We start from the raw sequence: 18,096 nt of genomic DNA, 5'->3' as shown, positions 1-18,096 counted from the left end.
CCGGCCTTCCGGCATCACCCGCCACTGGCGGTCCGCCCTCAGCGGCTCTCCAGTAGGGTCCCCATCCATTCCTCGATCCCCGCGACCGTGCGGGGCAGGGCGCCTGACATCAGTCGGGCGCCCTTCGCCGTGATGACCAGGTCGTCCTCGATGCGCACCCCGATGCCGCGCAGCTCAGGGGGCAGTGTTTCGTCGTCCGGCTGCAGGTAGAGGCCCGGCTCGACCGTCAGGACCTGGCCCTCCTCCAGGACCCCGTCCAGGTAGGTCTCCGCGCGCGCCTTCGCGCAGTCGTGCACGTCCAGCCCCAGCATGTGACCGCTGCTGCACAGCGTGTACCGCCGGTGCAGGTCGCCCCGCGCGTCCTTCAGGACGCCCCACTCCGCCAGGCCCTCCGCGATCACGCGCATGCCCGCCCGGTGGAAGTCGCGGAAGCTCGCGCCCGGGCGCAGCGCCGCCATGCCCGCGTCCTGCGCCGCCAGCACCAGTTCGTACACCTGCCGCTGGACGGGGGAGAAGCGCCCCGACAGCGGCAGGGTGCGCGTGATGTCCGCCGTGTAGAGGCTGTCGGTCTCCACCCCTGCGTCCAGCAGCAGCAGCTCGTCCCGGTCGAGCCGGCCGTCGTTGCGGATCCAGTGCAGGACGCACGCGTGCGCGCCCGACGCCGCGATCGTGTCGTACCCGGTGCCGTTCCCCTCCGCCCGGGCGCGCAGGCCGAAGACCCCCTCGATCCACCGCTCGCCGCGCGGGTGCGCCAGGGCGCGGGGCAGCGCCCGTACGACGTCCTCGAAACCGGCCGCCGTGTGGTCGACGGCGAGCTGGAGCTGCCCGACCTCCCACGCGTCCTTGACCAGGCGCAACTCGCTGAGCGCGGCGGCGAGTTCCGGGTCCGCCGCGGCGTTGCGGCCCGCCGGGGAGCCGAGGTCGTCCAGGTGGGCGCAGCGCAGGCCGGTCAGGCGCTGCGCCTCCGCCAGGTCGGGGCGGCGGCCGACCCAGAACTCCCCGTACCGGCGGTCCCGGTAGAACTCCTCGTTGCCGTCGACGCGCGGGGAGCGGGGGCGCAGGTAGAGCACGGCCTCGTGGCCGTGCGGGCCCGAGGGCTCCAGCACCAGGACGTGGCCCACCTGGTCCTCGCCCGTCAGCCCGGTCAGCCAGGCGTACGCGCTGTGCGGGCGGAAGCGGTGGTCGCAGTCGTTGGAGCGGACCTTGAGCTCGCCGGCCGGGACGATCAGCCGCTCACCCGGGAAGCGCGCCGAGAGCCGGGCGCGCCGGGCCGGGGTGACCTCGTACGCGGAGACCCGCGCGGCATCGGGGAGGGGGGACGCCGCCCAGTCGGCGGCCATGAAGCGGGACAACTCCGGCGACACCGGCAGGTCGTGGCTGCCGATGTTGAGGCGGGAGGGGGTGTCGGTCACAGGGGCTCCCTCGAGAAGATGCGAACTGGTGGGCGCACAGGTCTTGTCAGTGCAATTTCACATTACTATGTTACAGCTCACACCGCGGCACGTTAATCCCCGTCAAACGCCGCGTGACGCAGGGCAGTTCACGCACCACTTCCCCCACCTCCCCTCCCAACCAGGAGTCTTTGGTGTCTCAGCACAGAGCTGTGCGTACGTCTCTCCTCTCCGCCGCCGTCGCGGTGACTCTGCTCGCCTCCGCGGGCCAGGCCGTGTCCCAGACCGCCGAGCGGCCCGCGCTCGCCGCCCCCGCCGCCGTGCCCGGCACCTTCACCTCGGGTGCGCCCGCCCCGAACCCCTTCGACGAGGTCGACCACCTCGCCTCGCCCAAGGAGGCCGCGCCCGCCACGGCCCAGGCTCCCGGCGGGCTGGCCGCGGACGGCCGCGTCCCCGGGGCCGCCCCGGCCGCCACCGCTCCCGCCGGGCGCACCGAGCGCGCCGAGAAGAGCCGCAAGCTCGCCGCCGCCCAGGCCGCGCCCACCGCGCAGAGCGTCGCCGCGGGCGTCCCCTGCACCCTCGACGGGATCACGGGCCTGACCCCCGAGCAGCTCGCCGACTTCCTGGCCGACCCGGCCGTCACCGCCGACGGCTGTCTGCGCGGGCTGATCTGGACCTGGGACGCCCGACTGGCTCCCGTCATGTCCGACGCGCACGTCCAGGCCGTCTCCCGCCGGATATCCGGCCTGGCCGCCGCCCACGACGGCCGGGGCTCCTCGCACCTGGAGGAGATGTTCACGTACCTGCACGCGGCCGTGTACCACGACTTCTCGCGCTCCGAGATCGACCTCACCGACGCCGCGACCGCCGGCGTCATGAGCAAGGCCGTCACCGACTTCGGCAATGCGGCCCGCTCCTTCGACGCCACCGCCTCCAACGCCCGCACCCTGCGCGAGGCCCTCTACGCGACCGGCCCCGGCATGCGCCAGACCCAGCTCGGGCTGATCAAGAAGGTCCTGGCCACCCTGGACGCGTCGCACGCCGCGACCAACACCGACGCGGCCTGGGGCGGCGCGGCCCTCGCCGCCCTCACCGTCAACTACCTCGGCGTGTACCCGGGCAACCAGGACAGCGCCTTCCAGGCCGCGGCCAAGGCCGACCCCTCCTACCGGGCCGCCTTCAAGGCCTTCGCCGGATACACCCACCTCAAGGGCACCGCCAACGACTGGACGGCCCGCGACGCGCTCGGCGAGTACGGGCGCTTCGGCCAGATCGACGGCCTCCAGGACCAGATCGCCGCCGACCTCGGAGCCCTCCTGGAGCCCGTCAAGGCCGGGTGGGGCAACGGCAGCGAGCAGTGGGCCAAGATCGTCTCCTGGCTGAACACCTACAACGCGTGCAAGCAGTACGGGGTGTGCAAGGAGGACATCGAGAAGATGCTCTTCCCGAACACCTACACCTACGACAGCGGCGCCATCAAGGTCCGCACGGCCCTCGACCGGGCCACCGTCGACCAGCTGTACTACGCGAGCAAGCAGGTCAAGACGCAGTTCCACCGGGTGCTCGGGACCGACCAGCCGCTGGCCGGCGACCCCAACACCACGCTGAACATCGTGCTGTACGCCTCCCGCGCCGACTACGTGACCTACCAGACGATGCTGTACGGCTACGGGACCAGCAACGGCGGCATGTACATCGAGAACGGCGCCACCTTCTACACGTACCAGCGGCGCGTCCCGCAGGACTCCTCCCTGACCCTCGAGGAGCTCTTCCGCCACGAGTACACGCACTACCTCAACGGCCGGTTCGCCGTCCCCGGGTTCTTCGGCGAGGGCCCCTGGTACGAGGGCGACCGCACCACCGCCATGGACGAGGGCACCGCCGAGTTCTTCGACGGCGCCACCCGCGACAACGGCATCGCCGTCCGCAAGTCCCTGGTCAAGGGCATCATCAACGACACCGCCGGCGGCGGCCCGCGGATGTCGGTCGAGCAGCTGCTGAACGCCACGTACGACGGCGACGGCTTCCGCTTCTACAACTACGCGGGCACGTTCTTCGAGTTCCTGTGGACCGAGAAGCCCTCGCTGCTGCGCGAGATGTACACCCACCTGCGGGCAAACGACGTCGCCGGCTACGACGCGTGGCGTCACCGGATGGGCGCCGACACCTACCTCCAGCGCGACTACGACCGCTTCCTGGACGCGCAGATCGCCAAGGTCGACCAGCTCTACGTGCCGAACACGGTCTTCACGCCCAACGACAAGCTGCGCGACTCCGCGCTGGCGAACGTGAAGTCGGCCTTCGCGACGGCCACGTACAACACCCCGGACTGCGTGGAGAACGGGGACCCGGGCAAGCGCCGGTTCACCTGTACCGGCCGGATCACCGCGAACCTGAAGAACTGGCGCAGCGACGACCAGAACTTCAAGGACATGTCGGAGACGGTGGACTACTTCATCCTCGACCGGGCGGGCGCGGCCTCCAACAACCTGGCCGACATGAACTGCTCCTTCGGCCCCGTGGAGATCTGGACCGACCACCGGGCGGGGACGTCGGGCTACACCTGTGAGGGCCCGCTGCGCAGCTGATCCGACGACCGGGCCGGTCCCTTCCGCAACGGGGGGAGGGACCGGCCCGCGGACCGGCCGGCCGACCTAGGCACCGACTAAAGAATGTGACATATTACTGCCGTGCCCAAGAGACATCCCCTGGACGTCGTGATCATCGGCGCCGGCGTCGTCGGAGCCGCGATCGCGTACTACGCGGCCCGCTCCGGACTCTCCGTGGCTGTCGTCGACCGCGGCCCCGTCGCGGGCGGCACGACGGGAGCCGGGGAAGGCAACCTGCTCGTCTCCGACAAGGAGGCGGGCCCGGAGCTCGACCTGGCCCTGCTGTCGGCCGGCCTGTGGCGCGAACTCGCCGCGGTCCTCCCGCAGGAGATCGAGTACGAGGCCAAGGGCGGGCTCGTCGTCGCCCCGGACGAGGCTTCGCTGAAGGCGCTGCGAGATTTCGCCGAGGGCCAGCGCGCCGCCGGGGTCGAAGCCCTCGAGGCGGGGGCCCGCGACCTCCGCGAGCTGGAGCCCCATCTGGCCCCGGGGCCGGCCGGGGGGTTCCTGTACCCGCAGGACGCCCAGGTCCAGCCGGCCCAGGCGGCGGCCAGGCTGCTCGCCGCCTCGGGGGCTTCGGTGCACCTGGGGGAGGAGGTGACCGGGATCCTGACGGGGCCCGGGGGCGTCCGCGGGGTGCGCACGCGCGGTGGTGAACTCCTCGCCCCGGCCGTGGTGAACGCGGCCGGGACCTGGGGCGGCCGCATCGCGGAGCTGGCCGGGGTGTCCCTGCCCGTGCTCCCGCGCCGCGGGTTCGTCCTGGTGACGGAGCCGCTGCCGAGGGTGGTCCGGCACAAGGTCTACGCCGCCGACTACATCGCGGACGTCGCGAGCGGCTCGGCGGCGCTCCAGTCCTCGGCGGTGGTGGAGGGCACCCCGTCGGGCCCGGTGCTGATCGGGGCCACCCGGGAGCGGGTCGGCTTCGACCGGTCCCTGTCGGTGGAGGCCCTGCGCCGCCTGGCGACACAGGCGGCGGCCCTGTTCCCCGTCCTGGCGGACGCCCGGATCCTGCGCACCTACCACGGCTTCCGCCCCTACCTTCCGGACCACCTCCCGGCGATCGGCCCGGACCCCCGGGTCCCGGGGCTGCTGCACGCCTGCGGCCACGAGGGCGCGGGCATCGGCCTGGCGCCGGCCACGGGCGTCCTGATCGCCGCCGCCCTGACGGGCACTGAACCCCCGCTCCCCTCGGCCCCGTTCCACCCGGCCCGCTTTGCCGGGGACGCAGCCCGATGACGGCCCCGGCGCCGGCCCGCCACCTGCAACACGCCCAAGGAGAACCGCCGATGAGCCAGACCCCGCGCACCCTCGTCGGAGGAGCCCCCGAAACCACGTACGTGCTCCGCTTCGACGGGCGCGAGCTCACCGCCCAGGCGGGCCAGAGCATCGCCGCCGTGCTGTGGGGCGCCGGGATCCTCGCCTGGCGGACCACCCGCGAAGGCGGCGCCCCCCGCGGGGCGTTCTGCGGGATCGGCAGCTGTTACGACTGCCTCGTCACCGTCAACGGCCGCCCGAACCAGCGCGCCTGCCTCGTCCCCGCCCGCCCCGGGGACACCGTCACCACCCAGGAGGGAACCGGTCATGCCGAGCTCGGCGTCTGACACCGCCCCGTCCGACCTGGCGATCGTCGGTGCGGGCCCCGCCGGGCTCGCCGCCGCCGTCACCGCCGCCGGGCTCGGGCTGCGGGTCACCCTCCTGGACGCGGGGGAGCGGCCCGGCGGGCAGTACTACCGCCACCCCGCGCCGGGGCTCGGGGCGGACCGTCCCGAAGCCCTGCACCACGGGTGGGCCGCCTTCGCCTCCCGCGAAGCCGCCCTGCGGGCCCACGAGGAGGCCGGCCGGATCACGTACCTCCCGGCCCACCACGTGTGGACCGTCGTGCCGGACGGCCCCGCCTGGACCCTGCACGCCGTCGCCGGCCCCGACGAGGCGGCCGCCACCCTGCACGCCCGGGCCGTCCTCCTCGCCACCGGGTCCTACGAGCGGCAACTGCCCTTCCCCGGCTGGACCCTGCCCGGGGTGGTAGGGGCCGGCGGGGCGCAGGCCATGCTCAAGAGCGGGCTCGTACTGCCGGGCAGGCGGGTCGTCGTCGCCGGGAGCGGGCCGCTGCTGCTGGCCGTCGCCGGGTCGCTCGCCGCCGCCGGGGCCCGGGTGCCGGCCGTCGTCGAAGCCGCCGCGTACGGCGGCTACGCCGGCCACGTCCCCGCCCTGCTGCGCAACCCCGGCAAGCTCGCCGAGGCCGCCACGTACGGCAGCGCCCTGCTCCGCCGCCACATCCGGCTGCTGACCCGGCACGCCGTGACCGCCGCCCACGGCACCGACCGCGTCGAGGCCGTCACCGTGGCCCGCCTGGACCGGGACTGGCGGCCCGTGCCCGGCACCGCCCGCCGGATCCCGTGCGACGCCCTCGCCGTCGGCCACGGGCTCGTCCCCCAACTGGAGCTGGCGACCGGCCTCGGCTGCGCCACCCGCCGCAGCGCCGACGCCACCGCCGCCCTGGCGCTGGACGCCGAGCAGCGGACCTCCGTCCCCGGCATCTGGTCCGCCGGTGAGACCGGCGGCATCGGTGGTGCCCAACTGGCCCTGATCGAAGGGGAGATCGCCGCCCACGCCATCGCCGGCCGGCCCGTCCCGGCCGCCCTGGGCCGCCGCCGCGCGCGCCTGCGCGCGTTCGCCGGGGCCATGGGCGCCGCCCACCGCCCGGGCGCCGGCTGGACCGACTGGCTGTGCGACGACACCGACGTGTGCCGCTGCGAGGAGGTCCCGGCCGGCCGGATCCGCGAGGCGGTCGCCGGCCTCGGCGCCCGGGACGCCCGTACGGTCAAACTCCTGACCCGGGCCGGAATGGGCTGGTGCCAGGGCCGGATGTGCGGTCCGGCCGTCGCCGCCCTGGCCGGGGTGGGGGTACCTCCCGGGCCGTCAGGCCCAGGGGGAGAGCCCGCCCCCGACCGGCGGCCGCTGTCCTGTCCGGTCCCGCTGCGCCTCCTGGCCGAACTGCCCCCGGCGGACGGCTGATCCACCCGGCCGGAGCCCTTGTGGCCACCTCGCACCCACTAGTAAAATGTCACACACCACTCTAGGGAGCTCTCACATGACCGACGCGCACACCCCCGCGCCCACCACCGGTACGGACACCCGCACCCGCCCCTGGCACGGCATCATGGTCGCCACCGCGCTGCCCCTGCGCGAGGACCTCGGCGTCGACTACGACGCCTACGCCGAGCACGTCGCCTGGCTCATCGCCAACGGCTGCGACGGCGTGGTGCCCAACGGCTCCCTCGGGGAGTACCAGACCCTCACCGACGAGGAGCGGGCCCGCGTCGTCCGCACCGCCGTCGAGGCGGCCGGCGGTGACGGCGGCCGCGTCATGCCCGGCGTCGCCGCCTACGGCAGCGCCGAGGCCCGCCGCTGGGCCGACCAGGCCGCCGAGGCCGGGGCGGGCTCCGTGCTCCTGCTGCCCCCCAACGCCTTCCGGGCCGACGAGCAGGCCGTACGCGCCCACTACGCCGAGGTCGCCCGCGCCGGGCTGCCCGTCGTCGCGTACAACAACCCCATCGACACCAAGGTGGACCTGACCCCCGCCCTCCTCGCCCGCCTGCACGGCGACGGCAGCATCGTCGCCGTCAAGGAGTTCAGCGGGGACGTCCGCCGCGCCTACGAGATCGCCGAACTCGCCCCCGGCCTCGACCTGCTCATCGGCGCCGACGACGTCCTCCTCGAACTCGCCCTCGCCGGCGCGGTCGGCTGGATCGCCGGCTACCCCAACGCGCTGCCGCGCTCCTGCGCCGAGCTCTACCGGGCCGCCGTCGCCGGCGACCTCGCCACCGCACTGCCGCTGTACAAGTCGCTGCACTCCCTGCTGCGCTGGGACTCCAAGACCGAGTTCGTCCAGGCCATCAAGCTCTCCATGGACCTCGCCGGACGCCCCGGCGGCGCCACCCGCCCGCCCCGCTTCCCCCTGACCGGGGAGACCGAGGCGGCCGTCCGCGCCGCCACCGAGAAGGCCCTCGCCGAGGGCCTCAACTAGTCACGGGGGGAACAGGAATGCGTACGCGCCACATCTACCACGCGGTGGACTCGCACACCGAGGGCATGCCGACCCGGGTGATCACCGGCGGCGTCGGGGTGATCCCCGGCGCCACCATGGCCGAGAAACGGCTCCACTTCATCGAGCACACGGACCACGTCCGGACCCTGCTCATGTACGAGCCGCGCGGCCACTCCGCGATGAGCGGCGCCATCCTCCAGCCCCCCACCCGGCCCGACGCCGACTTCGGCGTGCTCTACATCGAGGTGTCGGGCCTGCTCCCCATGTGCGGGCACGGGACCATCGGGGTCGCCACCGTCCTGGTGGAGACGGGCATGGTGGAGGTCGTCGAGCCGGTCACCACCGTCCGGCTCGACACCCCGGCCGGGCTGGTGAGCGTGGACGTCCGGGTCGAGGACGGGGCGGCCACCGCCGTCACCCTCACCAACGTCCCCTCCTTCTGCGTCGGACTGGACCTGAAGGCCGAAGTCCCCGGCCACGGCACGGTCACCTACGACCTCGCCTACGGCGGCAACTTCTACGCCTTCGTCGACCTCGACTCCCTCGGGCTCCCCTTCGACCGGGACCGCAAGGACGAACTGCTCGCCGCCGGACTCGCCGTCATGGACGCGATCAACGCCTCCGGCGACCGGCCCGTCCACCCCGAGAACCCCTCCATCGCCGGCGTCAAGCACGTCTACCTCGCCGCCCCCGGCTCCGACGCCCGCCGCTCCCGGCACGCCATGGCCATCCACCCCGGCTGGTTCGACCGCTCGCCCTGCGGTACGGGCACCAGCGCGCGCATGGCCCAGCTGCACGCCCGCGGCCTCCTCGAGCTCGGCGCGGACTTCGTCAACGAGTCCTTCATCGGCACCGAGTTCACCGGCCGGCTGATCGGGCGGACCACGGTGGGCGGGCTCCCCGCCGTCGTCCCCACCGTCACCGGGCGGGCATGGATCACCGGCACCGCCCAGTACTTCCTCGACCCGTCCGACCCGTTCCCCGCAGGGTTCCTGCTGTGAGCGGCGCGAGCGCCGTCGTACGCACGGTCGACTACCACACGGCCGGGGAGCCCTTCCGGATCGTCGACGTCGCCGCGGCCGGCCTGCCGCCCGTACCCGGGGACACCGTCGCCGAGCGCTGCGCCACCGCCATCGGTCCCGGCGGCTCCGGCACGGCCCCGCGCCGGAGCCCGCTGGACGACGTACGCAGGCTCCTCGTGCAGGAGCCGCGCGGACACGCCGGGATGTACGGCGGGTTCGTCGTGCCCCCGGACGACGACGGGGCCCACTTCGGCGTGCTGTTCTGGCACAAGGACGGCTACTCCACCGCCTGCGGCCACGGCACGATGGCCCTCGGCGCCTGGGCCGTGGCCACCGGGCGCGTCGCCGCCCCGGACGACGGGGACGCACAGGTGCGGATCGACGTGCCCTCGGGCCGGGTCGCCGCGACCGTGCACCGCAGCGGCGGCCGCACCACCGGGGTCACCTTCCGGGGCGTCCCCGCCCGGGTCGGCGCCCGCAAGGTGCCGGTGGCGACCACCCTGGGCATGGCGGAGGTGGACCTCGCGCACGCCGGCGCCTGCTACGCGTCCGTCGCCGCCCGGGACCTCGGCCTGGAGGTCTCCCGGGCCGCGCTGCCCGAACTCGTCCGGGCCGGGCAGGAGATCCGGGCCGCGCTGGCCACCCACCCGGGGACCTGGCACCCCGGCGGGCCCCTGCTCTCCGGGGTCTACGGGGTGATCCTCCACGAGGAACTGCCCGACACGCCCTTCGGGCCGCACCAGCGCAATGTCACCGTGTTCGCCGACGGGCAGATCGACCGCTCGCCGTGCGGCTCGGGAACCTCGGCGCGCCTCGTGCTGCTCGCGGAGGACGGGCGGCTCGGGGCGGGCGAGGACCTGCTCCACGAGTCGGTGGCCGGCACGGTGTTCACCGGCCGGGTGGCGGCGGGGGGCTCCCGCGACGGCCTCGTCACGGAGGTCACCGGCACGGCGTACCGCACCGGCGAGCACACCTTCCTGCTGGATCCGCAGGACGCCCTCGGCCCCGGATTCCTGCTGTGATCCCGCAGTTCGAGGCCGAGGAGACGGCGGCGCTGCTCACCCCGGCCGCAGCCGCCGACGCACTGGCCGGAGTACTGCGGGCCGGGCTGGACCCGGAGGCCTGTCCGCAGCGTTCGTCCGTCCCCGTGCCGGGCGGCGGCGAGCTGCTGCTGATGCCGGCCGCGGCGGGGGCGTACGCCGGGGTGAAGATCGCCGGTGTGGCGCCCGGCAATCCGGCTCTCGGCCTGCCCCGCATCACCGGCTCGTACCTGCTGCTGGACAGCCCTACCCTGCGCCCGCTGGCCCTGTTCGACGGCGCGGCGCTGACCGCCCTGCGCACCCCGGCGGTCTCGGCGCTCGCCCTGCGCCACCTCGCGCCGGCCGGGCGGGCCCTGCGGCTGGTGCTCTTCGGCGCCGGCCCGCAGGCGTACGGGCACCTCGAAGCCGTGCGGGCCGTACGGGAGTTGGCGCAGGCCGTGGTCGTCGCCCGCAATCCGGTCGCCGCGGAGAAACTGGCGGAGCACGCCCGCACCCTCGGGGTCGAGGCCCGGACGGGCAGCCCGGCGGACGTGGCCGGCGCGGACCTGGTGCTGTGCTGCACCACGGCCCGCGAACCCCTCTTCGACGGGCGCCTGGTGGCCCCGGGCGCGACGGTCGTGGCCGTCGGCTCCCACGAGCCGGACGCCCGGGAGACCGACACCGCGCTCGTGCGGCGGTCGGCGGTGTACGTGGAGTCGCGGGCGGCGGCGCTGCGCGAGGCGGGGGACCTGCTGGTGCCGGAGGCGGAGGGGGCCATCGGACCCGGTCACATCAGCGGAACCCTGGCCGACCTGGTGACGGGCCGGATGCCGGCGGCCGGACCTCCGAGTTGTCCACAGCTCTTCAAGAGCGTGGGCATGGCCTGGGAAGATCTCGCTGTGGCGGTGGCGATGTATCGCGCCGCCGGGGACACCGCCGCCCGGGGAATAAGCGCAACGTGACATTGTACGCTGTTCCTCTGCACTCGGTGGTGCACAGGGGTTCGGAGGAACAGCAATGGGTGACCTGAAGCAGCACAGTCTCATCAAGGCTCAGGAACGGCTCCGCGACCAGGTCGGCCACGCCCTTCGAGCAGCCCTGATAGCGGGCGAACTGCGCCCCGGCAGCGTCTACTCGGCGCCCGGCCTGGCCGCCGAACTCGGGGTCTCCGCAACGCCCGTCCGCGAGGCGATGCTCGACCTGGCCCGCGAGGGCCTGGTGGAACCCGTCCGCAACAAGGGCTTCCGGATCACCGAGGTCAGCGAGCGCGACCTGGACCAGTACACCGAACTGCGCACGATGATCGAGGTCCCGACCATCGGCCGGATCACGAAGATCGCCACGGCGGAGCAGCTCGAGGCGCTGCGCCCCATCGCGGAGGAGATCGTCACCAGCGCCCGCGAGCACAACCTCATCGGCTACCTGGAGGCGGACCGTCGCTTCCACCTCTCGCTGCTCGCCCTGGCGGGCAACGACCGGCTGGTGGAGACGGTCGGCGACCTGCGCAAGCGCTCGCGGCTGTACGGACTGACGGGCCTGGACGAGGCCGGGAAGCTGGTCTCCTCCGCCGAGGAGCACATCGAGCTGCTGGACCTGATGATCGCCGGGGACGCGGAGGCTGCGGAGGCCTGCATGGTCCGCCACCTCGGGCACGTCCGCTCCCTGTGGGCCCAGGGCCGCGACGAGCCGGTGGGCCGCACTCCGGGGGGCCTCGGCTCGGGCGTCTAGGTCGTCTCCGCATTGAGCTGATCCCCGGCGGGAGCGGGTGACGCTCAGCCGTTCGTCGTGATGCGCAGCGCCAGGTGGTGACGGGATGACGACCGTCGACCGCCTGGCGCTGCGCGTCGTCGGGTGGTCGCCGCACCCGGGCGGCTGTCCGACGGCCTCGACTCCCGTTCGAGGGGCCGGACTTGGACACGGCTGGGTAACGGCGGCACCAACCTCTTGTCAGTGCAATTTCACATTACTATGTTACCGGTCACATCATAGAGCGCGGCCCTTCACTGGAGTGACCCATGACCAAGCGCACCCAACTCGCCCTCGCCACCGCCCTGGTGGCCGCACTCGCACTGGGTGCCTCGGGCTGCTCCGACCCCAAGAAGGGCTCCACCGGCGCCGGAGCGGGCAACCCCGCCGCCGCCAACGACGGCAAGGTGCTCGGCGGCACCCCGGTCAAGGGCGGGACGCTGACCGTCCTGTCCAACCAGGACTTCGCCCACCTCGACCCCGCCCGCAACTGGGTCATGCCGACCATGGACTTCGGCACCCGCCTCCTCTACCGCACGCTCGTCACCTTCAAGGCCGAGCCCGGCAAGGCCGGCAGCGAACTCGTCCCCGACCTCGCCACCGACCTCGGAACCCCCTCCAACGGCGGCAAGACCTGGACCTTCACCCTCAAGGAGGGCGTGAAGTACGAGGACGGATCGCCGATCAAGGCGCAGGACGTCAAGTACAACGTCGAGCGCTCCTTCGCCCCCGACCTCACCGGCGGCCCCGACTACGCCGCCCAGTACCTGGCCGGCACCGAGGGCTACAAGGGGCCCCTCCAGGGGCAGCACCTCGACTCCGTCAGGACCCCCGACGACCGCACGATCGTCTTCGAACTCAAGCGTCCCGTGGCCGAGTTCTCCGCCACCGCCACCCTGCCCACCTTCGCGCCGGTCCCGCAGTCCCAGGAGAAGGGCACCCAGTACGACGCCCGCCCGTTCTCCTCCGGCCCGTACAAGATCGAGTCGTACGACCGCGACAAGAAGCTCGTCCTCGTCCGCAACGAGCACTGGGACCCGAAGACCGACACGGTCAGAAAGGCCTACCCCGACAAGTTCGTCGTGGTCATGGGCCTCAAGGGCGGCCAGATCGACGACCGCATCATCGCCGGCGAGGGCGCCGACGGCTCCGCCGTCCAGTACGCCGACATGCGTCCCGAGAGCGCCCCCAAGGTGCTCCCGAAGCCGGACGTCAAGGCGCGCCTGCTCGCCGAGTCCCAGGGCTGTACGGAGATGCTGCACCTCAACAACTCCCGCGCCCCCTTCAACGACCCGAAGGTCCGCGAGGCCCTCCAGTACGCCGTCGACAAGGAGGCCATCGTCACCGCGGGCGGCGGTCCGGCCCTCAACGAGGTCGCCACCGCCTACCTGCCCCCGGCGCTCTCCGGCGGCAAGCAGGCCGACACCCTGAAGATCGCCCCGGCGGGCGACCCGGCGAAGGCCAAGGAACTCCTCAAGGCCGCCGGCAAGGAGACCCTGAAGGTCTCCCTCGCCGTCTCCACCGGCGACAAGGGCAAGGCCGAGGCCGTTCAGCAGGGCCTGTCGCGCGTAGGCATCGAGGTCGTCATCGACACCGTCGACCCCGGCGCGTACTACGACGTCATCGGCGACCTCTCCACCACCCCCGACATGACCCTCACCGGCTGGTGCCCCGACTACCCGTCCGGCTCCACCTGGATCCCCTTCGTCTTCGACGGACGCACCATCAAGGACAAGGGCAACCAGGGCAACTACAGCCAGTTCCGCGACGAGGCCACCATGAAGCGGATCGACGAGATCAACGCCATGGCCGACGCCAAGCAGGCCAACCAGGCCTGGATCGACCTCGACGCCGAGATCATGAAGAAGTCGCCGTCCGTCCCGATCCTGCTCGAGCGCAAGCCGCTGCTCGTCGGCCCCAACATCGCGGGCGCCTACGGCCACCCCGTGTGGACCGGCACCATCGACTACGGCACGGTCGGCCTCAAGGACCCCTCGAAGAGCCAGGGCTGAGGAAGACGGGCCCCCACACCATGACCACCACCGCACCCGGTGCCGGCGGCCAGGCGGCCCCGGCACCGGCTCCGGGCGGGGCACCGGCCCCCGGCGCCGCCGAGGGCGCTCCCGCGGCGGCAGCCACCGGCAGCAGCCCCTGGCAGCTCGCCCGGCGCGAGCTCCGGCGCCGCCCCGCCGTCCGCGTCAGCCTCTGCGTCGTCCTCCTCTTCGTCCTGATGGCCGCCACCGCCCCCTGGCTGGGCGCGCTCGGCGGCTGGTCCCCCGAGGAGTTCGACAAGTCCGCCATCGACCCCTACCTCGGCGGCCAGCCCCTCGGCTCCCTCGGCGGGATCAGCCCCGAGCACTGGCTCGGCGTCGAACCCGTCACCGGCCGCGACCTGTTCGCCCGCGTCGTCCACGGCGCCCAGGTCTCCCTCCTCATCGCCTTCGCCGCCACCGCCATCGTCGTGGTCACCGGCACCGCCGCCGGGATCGCCGCCGGCTACTTCGGCGGCCGCACCGACGCGGCCCTGTCCCGGCTCATGGACCTGACCATGTCCTTCCCCTCCCTCATCTTCATGATCGCGATGCTGTCGGTGGCCAAGGACGTCAACCGGATCGTGCTCATGACCGCCGTCATCGGCCTGTTCGGCTGGCCCGGCGTCGCCCGCGTCGTCCGCGGCCAGACCCTCTCCCTCAAACACCGCGAGTACGTCGACGCCGCCCGCGTCGGCGGCTCGAGCTCCTGGCGGATCCTGACCCGCGACATCCTCCCGGGCGTCTCCGGCCCGGTCATCGCCTACACCACCCTGCTCATCCCCGGCATGATCAGCACCGAGGCCGCGCTCAGCTACCTCGGGGTGGGCGTGCGCCCGCCCACCCCGTCCTGGGGCCAGATGATCGCCGAGTCCGTCGCCTTCTACGAGACCGACCCCATGTACTTCGTCATCCCGAGCACCTTCCTCTTCCTCGCGGTCCTCGCCTTCACCCTGCTCGGCGACGCCCTGCGCGACATCCTCGACCCGAGGGGCGGCCGCACGTGATCCTCTACCTCGGGCGCCGGCTGCTCGCCCTCGCGGGCGTCCTGCTCGCCATCGCCGCCGTCACCTTCCTCATCTTCTACGTCCTGCCCTCCGACCCGGCCGCGGCCGCCTGCGGCAAGACCTGCAGCGCCGAACGGCTGGCCGACGTACGGGAGTACCTCGGCCTGGACCAGCCGGTGTGGCGGCAGTTCGCCGACTTCCTCACCGGCATCTTCACCGGCCGCACCCTCGGCACCGGCCAGTACGCCGTCCAGTGCGACTTCCCGTGCCTCGGCTACTCGTACGAGAACTCCCTGCCCGTGTGGGACCTGCTGATGGACCGCCTCCCGGTCTCCGCCTCCCTCGCCGTCGGCGCCGCCGCGCTGTGGCTCGTCCTCGGCCTCGGCGCCGGGGTCACCGCGGCCCTGCGCAAGGACACCGCCACCGACAAGGCCCTGATGGTCGGCGCGGTCGCCGCCGCCTCGCTGCCCGTCTACTTCACCTCCGTGATGCTCATCTACGGGGTCATCCGCGTCGCCGGGCTGCTGCCCTACCCCACCTACCAGGCCTTCACCGACAACCCGGGCGCCTGGGCGGCCAACCTGCTGCTGCCCTGGACCGCGCTCGCCCTGCTCTACGCGGCCATGTACGCCCGCCAGAGCCGGGGCTCGATGATCGAGGCCATGGCCGAGCCGTACATCCGTACCGCCCGCGCCAAGGGCATGCCCGAGCGCACGGTCGTCGTCAAGCACGGGCTGCGCTCCGGGATGACCCCGATCCTCACGATCTTCGGCATGGACCTCGGCGGGCTGCTCGCCGGAGCCGTCATCACCGAGTCCATCTTCGGGCTCCCGGGCATCGGTCGGCTGTTCTACGGAGCCCTCGTCAGCTCGGACCAGCCGGTGGTCCTCGGGGTCACGCTGCTCGCCGCCTTCTTCATCGTCGTCGCCAACCTCGTCGTCGACCTCCTGTACGCCGTCATCGACCCGAGGGTGAGGTACTGATGGCCGCACCAGCCGCCGCCCCCCTGCTGGAAGTGCGCGACCTGCACGTCACCTTCACCACCCCGCGCGGCTCCGTACGGGCCGTCGACGCGCTCGGCTTCACCGTGGAGGCCGGGCGGACCCTCGGCATCGTCGGTGAATCCGGGTCCGGCAAGTCGGTCACCTCGCTCGCCGTCATGGGCCTGCACCGGGGCGCCGAGGTCGGCGGCTCCATCGCACTGGCCGGGCAGGAACTCACCGGCATGTCCGAGAAGGAGCTGTCCCGGCTGCGCGGCCGGAAGATGGCCATGATCTTCCAGGACCCGCTGTCCAGCCTGCACCCCTACTACACCGTCGGCGAGCAGATAGCCGAGCACTTCCGGGTCCATTTCAAGTCCGGCCGGGCCGCCGCGCGCCGGCGCGCGGTCGACATGCTCGGCGAGGTCGGCATCCCGGAACCGGCCCGCCGGGCCGGGGAGTACCCGCACCAGTTCTCCGGCGGCATGCGCCAGCGCGCGATGATCGCCATGGCGCTGGCCTGCGAACCGGATCTGCTGATCGCCGACGAGCCCACCACCGCCCTCGACGTGACCGTGCAGGCGCAGATCCTGGAGCTCATCGCCCGGCTCCAGCAGGAGCGCGGCCTCGGCGTCGTGATGATCACCCACGACCTCGGGGTGGTCGCCCGCGTCGCGCACGAGGTGCTGGTCATGTACGGCGGCCGGGCCGCCGAACAGGCAGGCGTCGACGAACTGTTCGCCGACCCGGCGCACCCGTACACCCGGGGGCTGCTCGATTCGCTGCCCCGGCTGGACGACGCCGACGACGAGCCCCTGCGGGCCATCCCCGGCTCCCCGCCCTCCCTGCTCGCGCCCGCCCCGGGCTGTGCGTTCGCACCGCGCTGCCACCTCGCCGCGGCGGGCACCCCGCAGCAGCAGCGCCGCTGTGCCACCGAGCGGCCCGAGCCACGGCCCTACGGCGCCGCCGGGCGCACCGCCGCATGCCATTTCACGGGGGCGGACGCCGTGCCGGGCACTGCATCCGCCCCGACCGCCCCGACCGCCCTGACCGCGCCGACCGCCCCGGAGGCGTCCCGATGACCGTAGAGGCCCGTCCACCGGACACCACCGCACGGCCGGACCGGGCCGGGACGGATCCGGTGGCGCCCGATCCGCTGCTGTCCGTACGGGATCTCACCATGGCCTTCCCCGGCAGACGCTCCGGGGCCGGGCGCCGGGGAGCGCCCGTGCGCGCCGTCGACGGGATCTCCTTCGATCTCGCGGCGGGCGAAACCCTCGGCCTGGTGGGCGAGTCGGGCTGCGGGAAGTCCACCACCGGCCGGATGCTGGTGCGACTGCTGGAGCCCACCTCGGGCAGCATCGCGTTCGACGGACGGGACATCACCCGGCTTCCGCAGGGAAGACTCCGTCCGCTGCGCCGCCACCTCCAGATGGTCTTCCAGGACCCGCACTCCTCCCTCAACCCCCGCCAGACGGTGGCCCGGATCATCTCCGACCCGCTGCTCGTGCAGGGCTGGTCGGCGTCCGACGCGCGCCGCCGGGCGGCCGAGCTGATGGAGCTGGTCGGGCTGATCCCGGAGCACATCGACCGCTACCCGCACGAGTTCTCCGGCGGCCAGGCCCAGCGCATCGGGATCGCCCGCTCGCTGGCCACCAGCCCCCGGCTGATCGTCGCCGACGAGCCCGTCTCCGCACTCGACGTCTCCGTCCAGGCGCAGATCGTCAACCTGATGGAGCGCCTGCGCCGCGAACTCGGCCTGGCCTACGTGTTCATCGCGCACGACCTGTCCGTGGTGAAACGGGTCAGCGACCGGGTCGCCGTCATGTACCTCGGCCGGATCGTCGAGATCGGCGAGAAGCGCGCCCTGTACGAGAACCCCCAGCACCCTTACACCCGGGCCCTGCTGTCCGCCGTACCGCTGCCGGACCCGGCGGCCGAGCGGCGGCGGGAGCGGATCGTGCTGCTCGGCGACCCGCCGAGCCCGGCCGCACCGCCCCCGGGCTGCACCTTCCACCCGCGCTGCCCGAAGGCGCAGGAGATCTGCCGCACGGAGCGCCCGCTGCTGCGCATCGCCGCCTCGCGCGAGGTGGCCTGCCACTTCCCCGGTGACTGACGGGGATCCAGGGGAAGAAGGAGGGCCCCGGGCCGACACGATCGGCCCGGGGCCCTCCCGCCACCCGCGGTACGACGGGCCGATGACATGATCGCGGCGTGATCGACGAAAACAGTGGACCGCCCCGTCCC

The 18,096-nt window shown here is 73.3% G+C and carries 15 protein-coding genes; 14 read left to right on the top strand and 1 reads right to left on the bottom strand.

All coding sequences use genetic code 11. The features are described 5' to 3' along the window. Positions 1 to 38: 38 nt before the first annotated feature. Positions 39 to 1,412 carry an aminopeptidase P family protein gene (locus ACFYXK_RS08495; protein ID WP_389410397.1) on the bottom strand — a complete coding sequence of 458 codons (1,374 nt, stop codon included), beginning with the start codon at positions 1,410 to 1,412 and terminating at the stop codon, positions 39 to 41. Between the two features lie 173 nt (positions 1,413 to 1,585). Between ACFYXK_RS08495 and ACFYXK_RS08490 the strand changes: the two genes are divergently transcribed. The 14 genes from ACFYXK_RS08490 (at position 1,586) to ACFYXK_RS08425 (ending at position 17,965) form a co-directional block, all read left to right on the top strand. Beyond that, positions 1,586 to 3,979: a collagenase gene (locus tag ACFYXK_RS08490; protein ID WP_389410396.1), complete on the top strand. Its 2,394-nt coding sequence runs from the start codon at positions 1,586 to 1,588 to the stop codon at positions 3,977 to 3,979. 102 nt (positions 3,980 to 4,081) lie between these two features. Then, positions 4,082 to 5,233: an NAD(P)/FAD-dependent oxidoreductase gene (locus tag ACFYXK_RS08485; RefSeq protein WP_389410395.1), complete on the top strand. Its 1,152-nt coding sequence runs from the start codon at positions 4,082 to 4,084 to the stop codon at positions 5,231 to 5,233. A gap of 50 nt (positions 5,234 to 5,283) precedes the next feature. Continuing rightward, entirely contained in the window at positions 5,284 to 5,598 is a 315-nt protein-coding gene (locus ACFYXK_RS08480) for a (2Fe-2S)-binding protein (RefSeq protein ID WP_389410394.1), read from the top strand. Beyond that, the gene (locus ACFYXK_RS08475) at positions 5,579 to 7,012 is read left to right on the top strand and encodes an NAD(P)/FAD-dependent oxidoreductase (protein ID WP_389410393.1); all 1,434 of its coding nucleotides are present in this window, start codon (positions 5,579 to 5,581) and stop codon (positions 7,010 to 7,012) included. Before ACFYXK_RS08480 ends, ACFYXK_RS08475 begins: the two co-directional genes overlap by 20 nt. A 76-nt stretch (positions 7,013 to 7,088) precedes the next feature. Next, positions 7,089 to 8,024, top strand: coding sequence for a dihydrodipicolinate synthase family protein (locus ACFYXK_RS08470; RefSeq protein WP_383509134.1), 936 nt, complete (start codon positions 7,089 to 7,091; stop codon positions 8,022 to 8,024). Positions 8,025 to 8,041: 17 nt separating this feature from the next. Next, a complete protein-coding gene (locus ACFYXK_RS08465) occupies positions 8,042 to 9,046 on the top strand; it encodes a proline racemase family protein (RefSeq protein ID WP_383509131.1) in 1,005 nt (334 codons plus the stop codon). Then, positions 9,043 to 10,089 (top strand): proline racemase family protein, encoded by a 1,047-nt coding sequence (locus ACFYXK_RS08460; protein ID WP_389410392.1) that lies wholly within the window; start codon positions 9,043 to 9,045, stop codon positions 10,087 to 10,089. The genes ACFYXK_RS08465 and ACFYXK_RS08460 overlap by 4 nt, the downstream gene beginning before the upstream one ends. Next, the gene (locus ACFYXK_RS08455) at positions 10,086 to 11,048 is read left to right on the top strand and encodes an ornithine cyclodeaminase family protein (protein WP_389410391.1); all 963 of its coding nucleotides are present in this window, start codon (positions 10,086 to 10,088) and stop codon (positions 11,046 to 11,048) included. The genes ACFYXK_RS08460 and ACFYXK_RS08455 overlap by 4 nt, the downstream gene beginning before the upstream one ends. Positions 11,049 to 11,103: 55 nt before the next feature. Next, positions 11,104 to 11,814: a GntR family transcriptional regulator gene (locus tag ACFYXK_RS08450; protein ID WP_327361363.1), complete on the top strand. Its 711-nt coding sequence runs from the start codon at positions 11,104 to 11,106 to the stop codon at positions 11,812 to 11,814. 287 nt (positions 11,815 to 12,101) lie between these two features. Next, positions 12,102 to 13,844: an ABC transporter substrate-binding protein gene (locus ACFYXK_RS08445; protein ID WP_389410390.1), complete on the top strand. Its 1,743-nt coding sequence runs from the start codon at positions 12,102 to 12,104 to the stop codon at positions 13,842 to 13,844. A gap of 20 nt (positions 13,845 to 13,864) precedes the next feature. Continuing rightward, the gene (locus ACFYXK_RS08440) at positions 13,865 to 14,869 is read left to right on the top strand and encodes an ABC transporter permease (RefSeq protein ID WP_389410389.1); all 1,005 of its coding nucleotides are present in this window, start codon (positions 13,865 to 13,867) and stop codon (positions 14,867 to 14,869) included. After that, positions 14,866 to 15,852 carry an ABC transporter permease gene (locus ACFYXK_RS08435; RefSeq protein WP_389410388.1) on the top strand — a complete coding sequence of 329 codons (987 nt, stop codon included), beginning with the start codon at positions 14,866 to 14,868 and terminating at the stop codon, positions 15,850 to 15,852. The genes ACFYXK_RS08440 and ACFYXK_RS08435 overlap by 4 nt, the downstream gene beginning before the upstream one ends. Next, positions 15,852 to 16,931 (top strand): ABC transporter ATP-binding protein, encoded by a 1,080-nt coding sequence (locus tag ACFYXK_RS08430; RefSeq protein WP_389410387.1) that lies wholly within the window; start codon positions 15,852 to 15,854, stop codon positions 16,929 to 16,931. The genes ACFYXK_RS08435 and ACFYXK_RS08430 overlap by 1 nt, the downstream gene beginning before the upstream one ends. Before the next feature lie 98 nt (positions 16,932 to 17,029). Continuing rightward, positions 17,030 to 17,965 carry an ABC transporter ATP-binding protein gene (locus ACFYXK_RS08425; RefSeq protein ID WP_389410555.1) on the top strand — a complete coding sequence of 312 codons (936 nt, stop codon included), beginning with the start codon at positions 17,030 to 17,032 and terminating at the stop codon, positions 17,963 to 17,965. Positions 17,966 to 18,096: the final 131 nt, after the last annotated feature.

Origin of the sequence: Streptomyces sp. NPDC002209 (assembly GCF_042890265.1) — a bacterium.
GTDB lineage: Bacteria > Actinomycetota > Actinomycetes > Streptomycetales > Streptomycetaceae > Streptomyces.
Note: the sequence above shows the minus strand (reverse complement) of the source record. Positions and strands in the feature narration are given on the sequence as shown.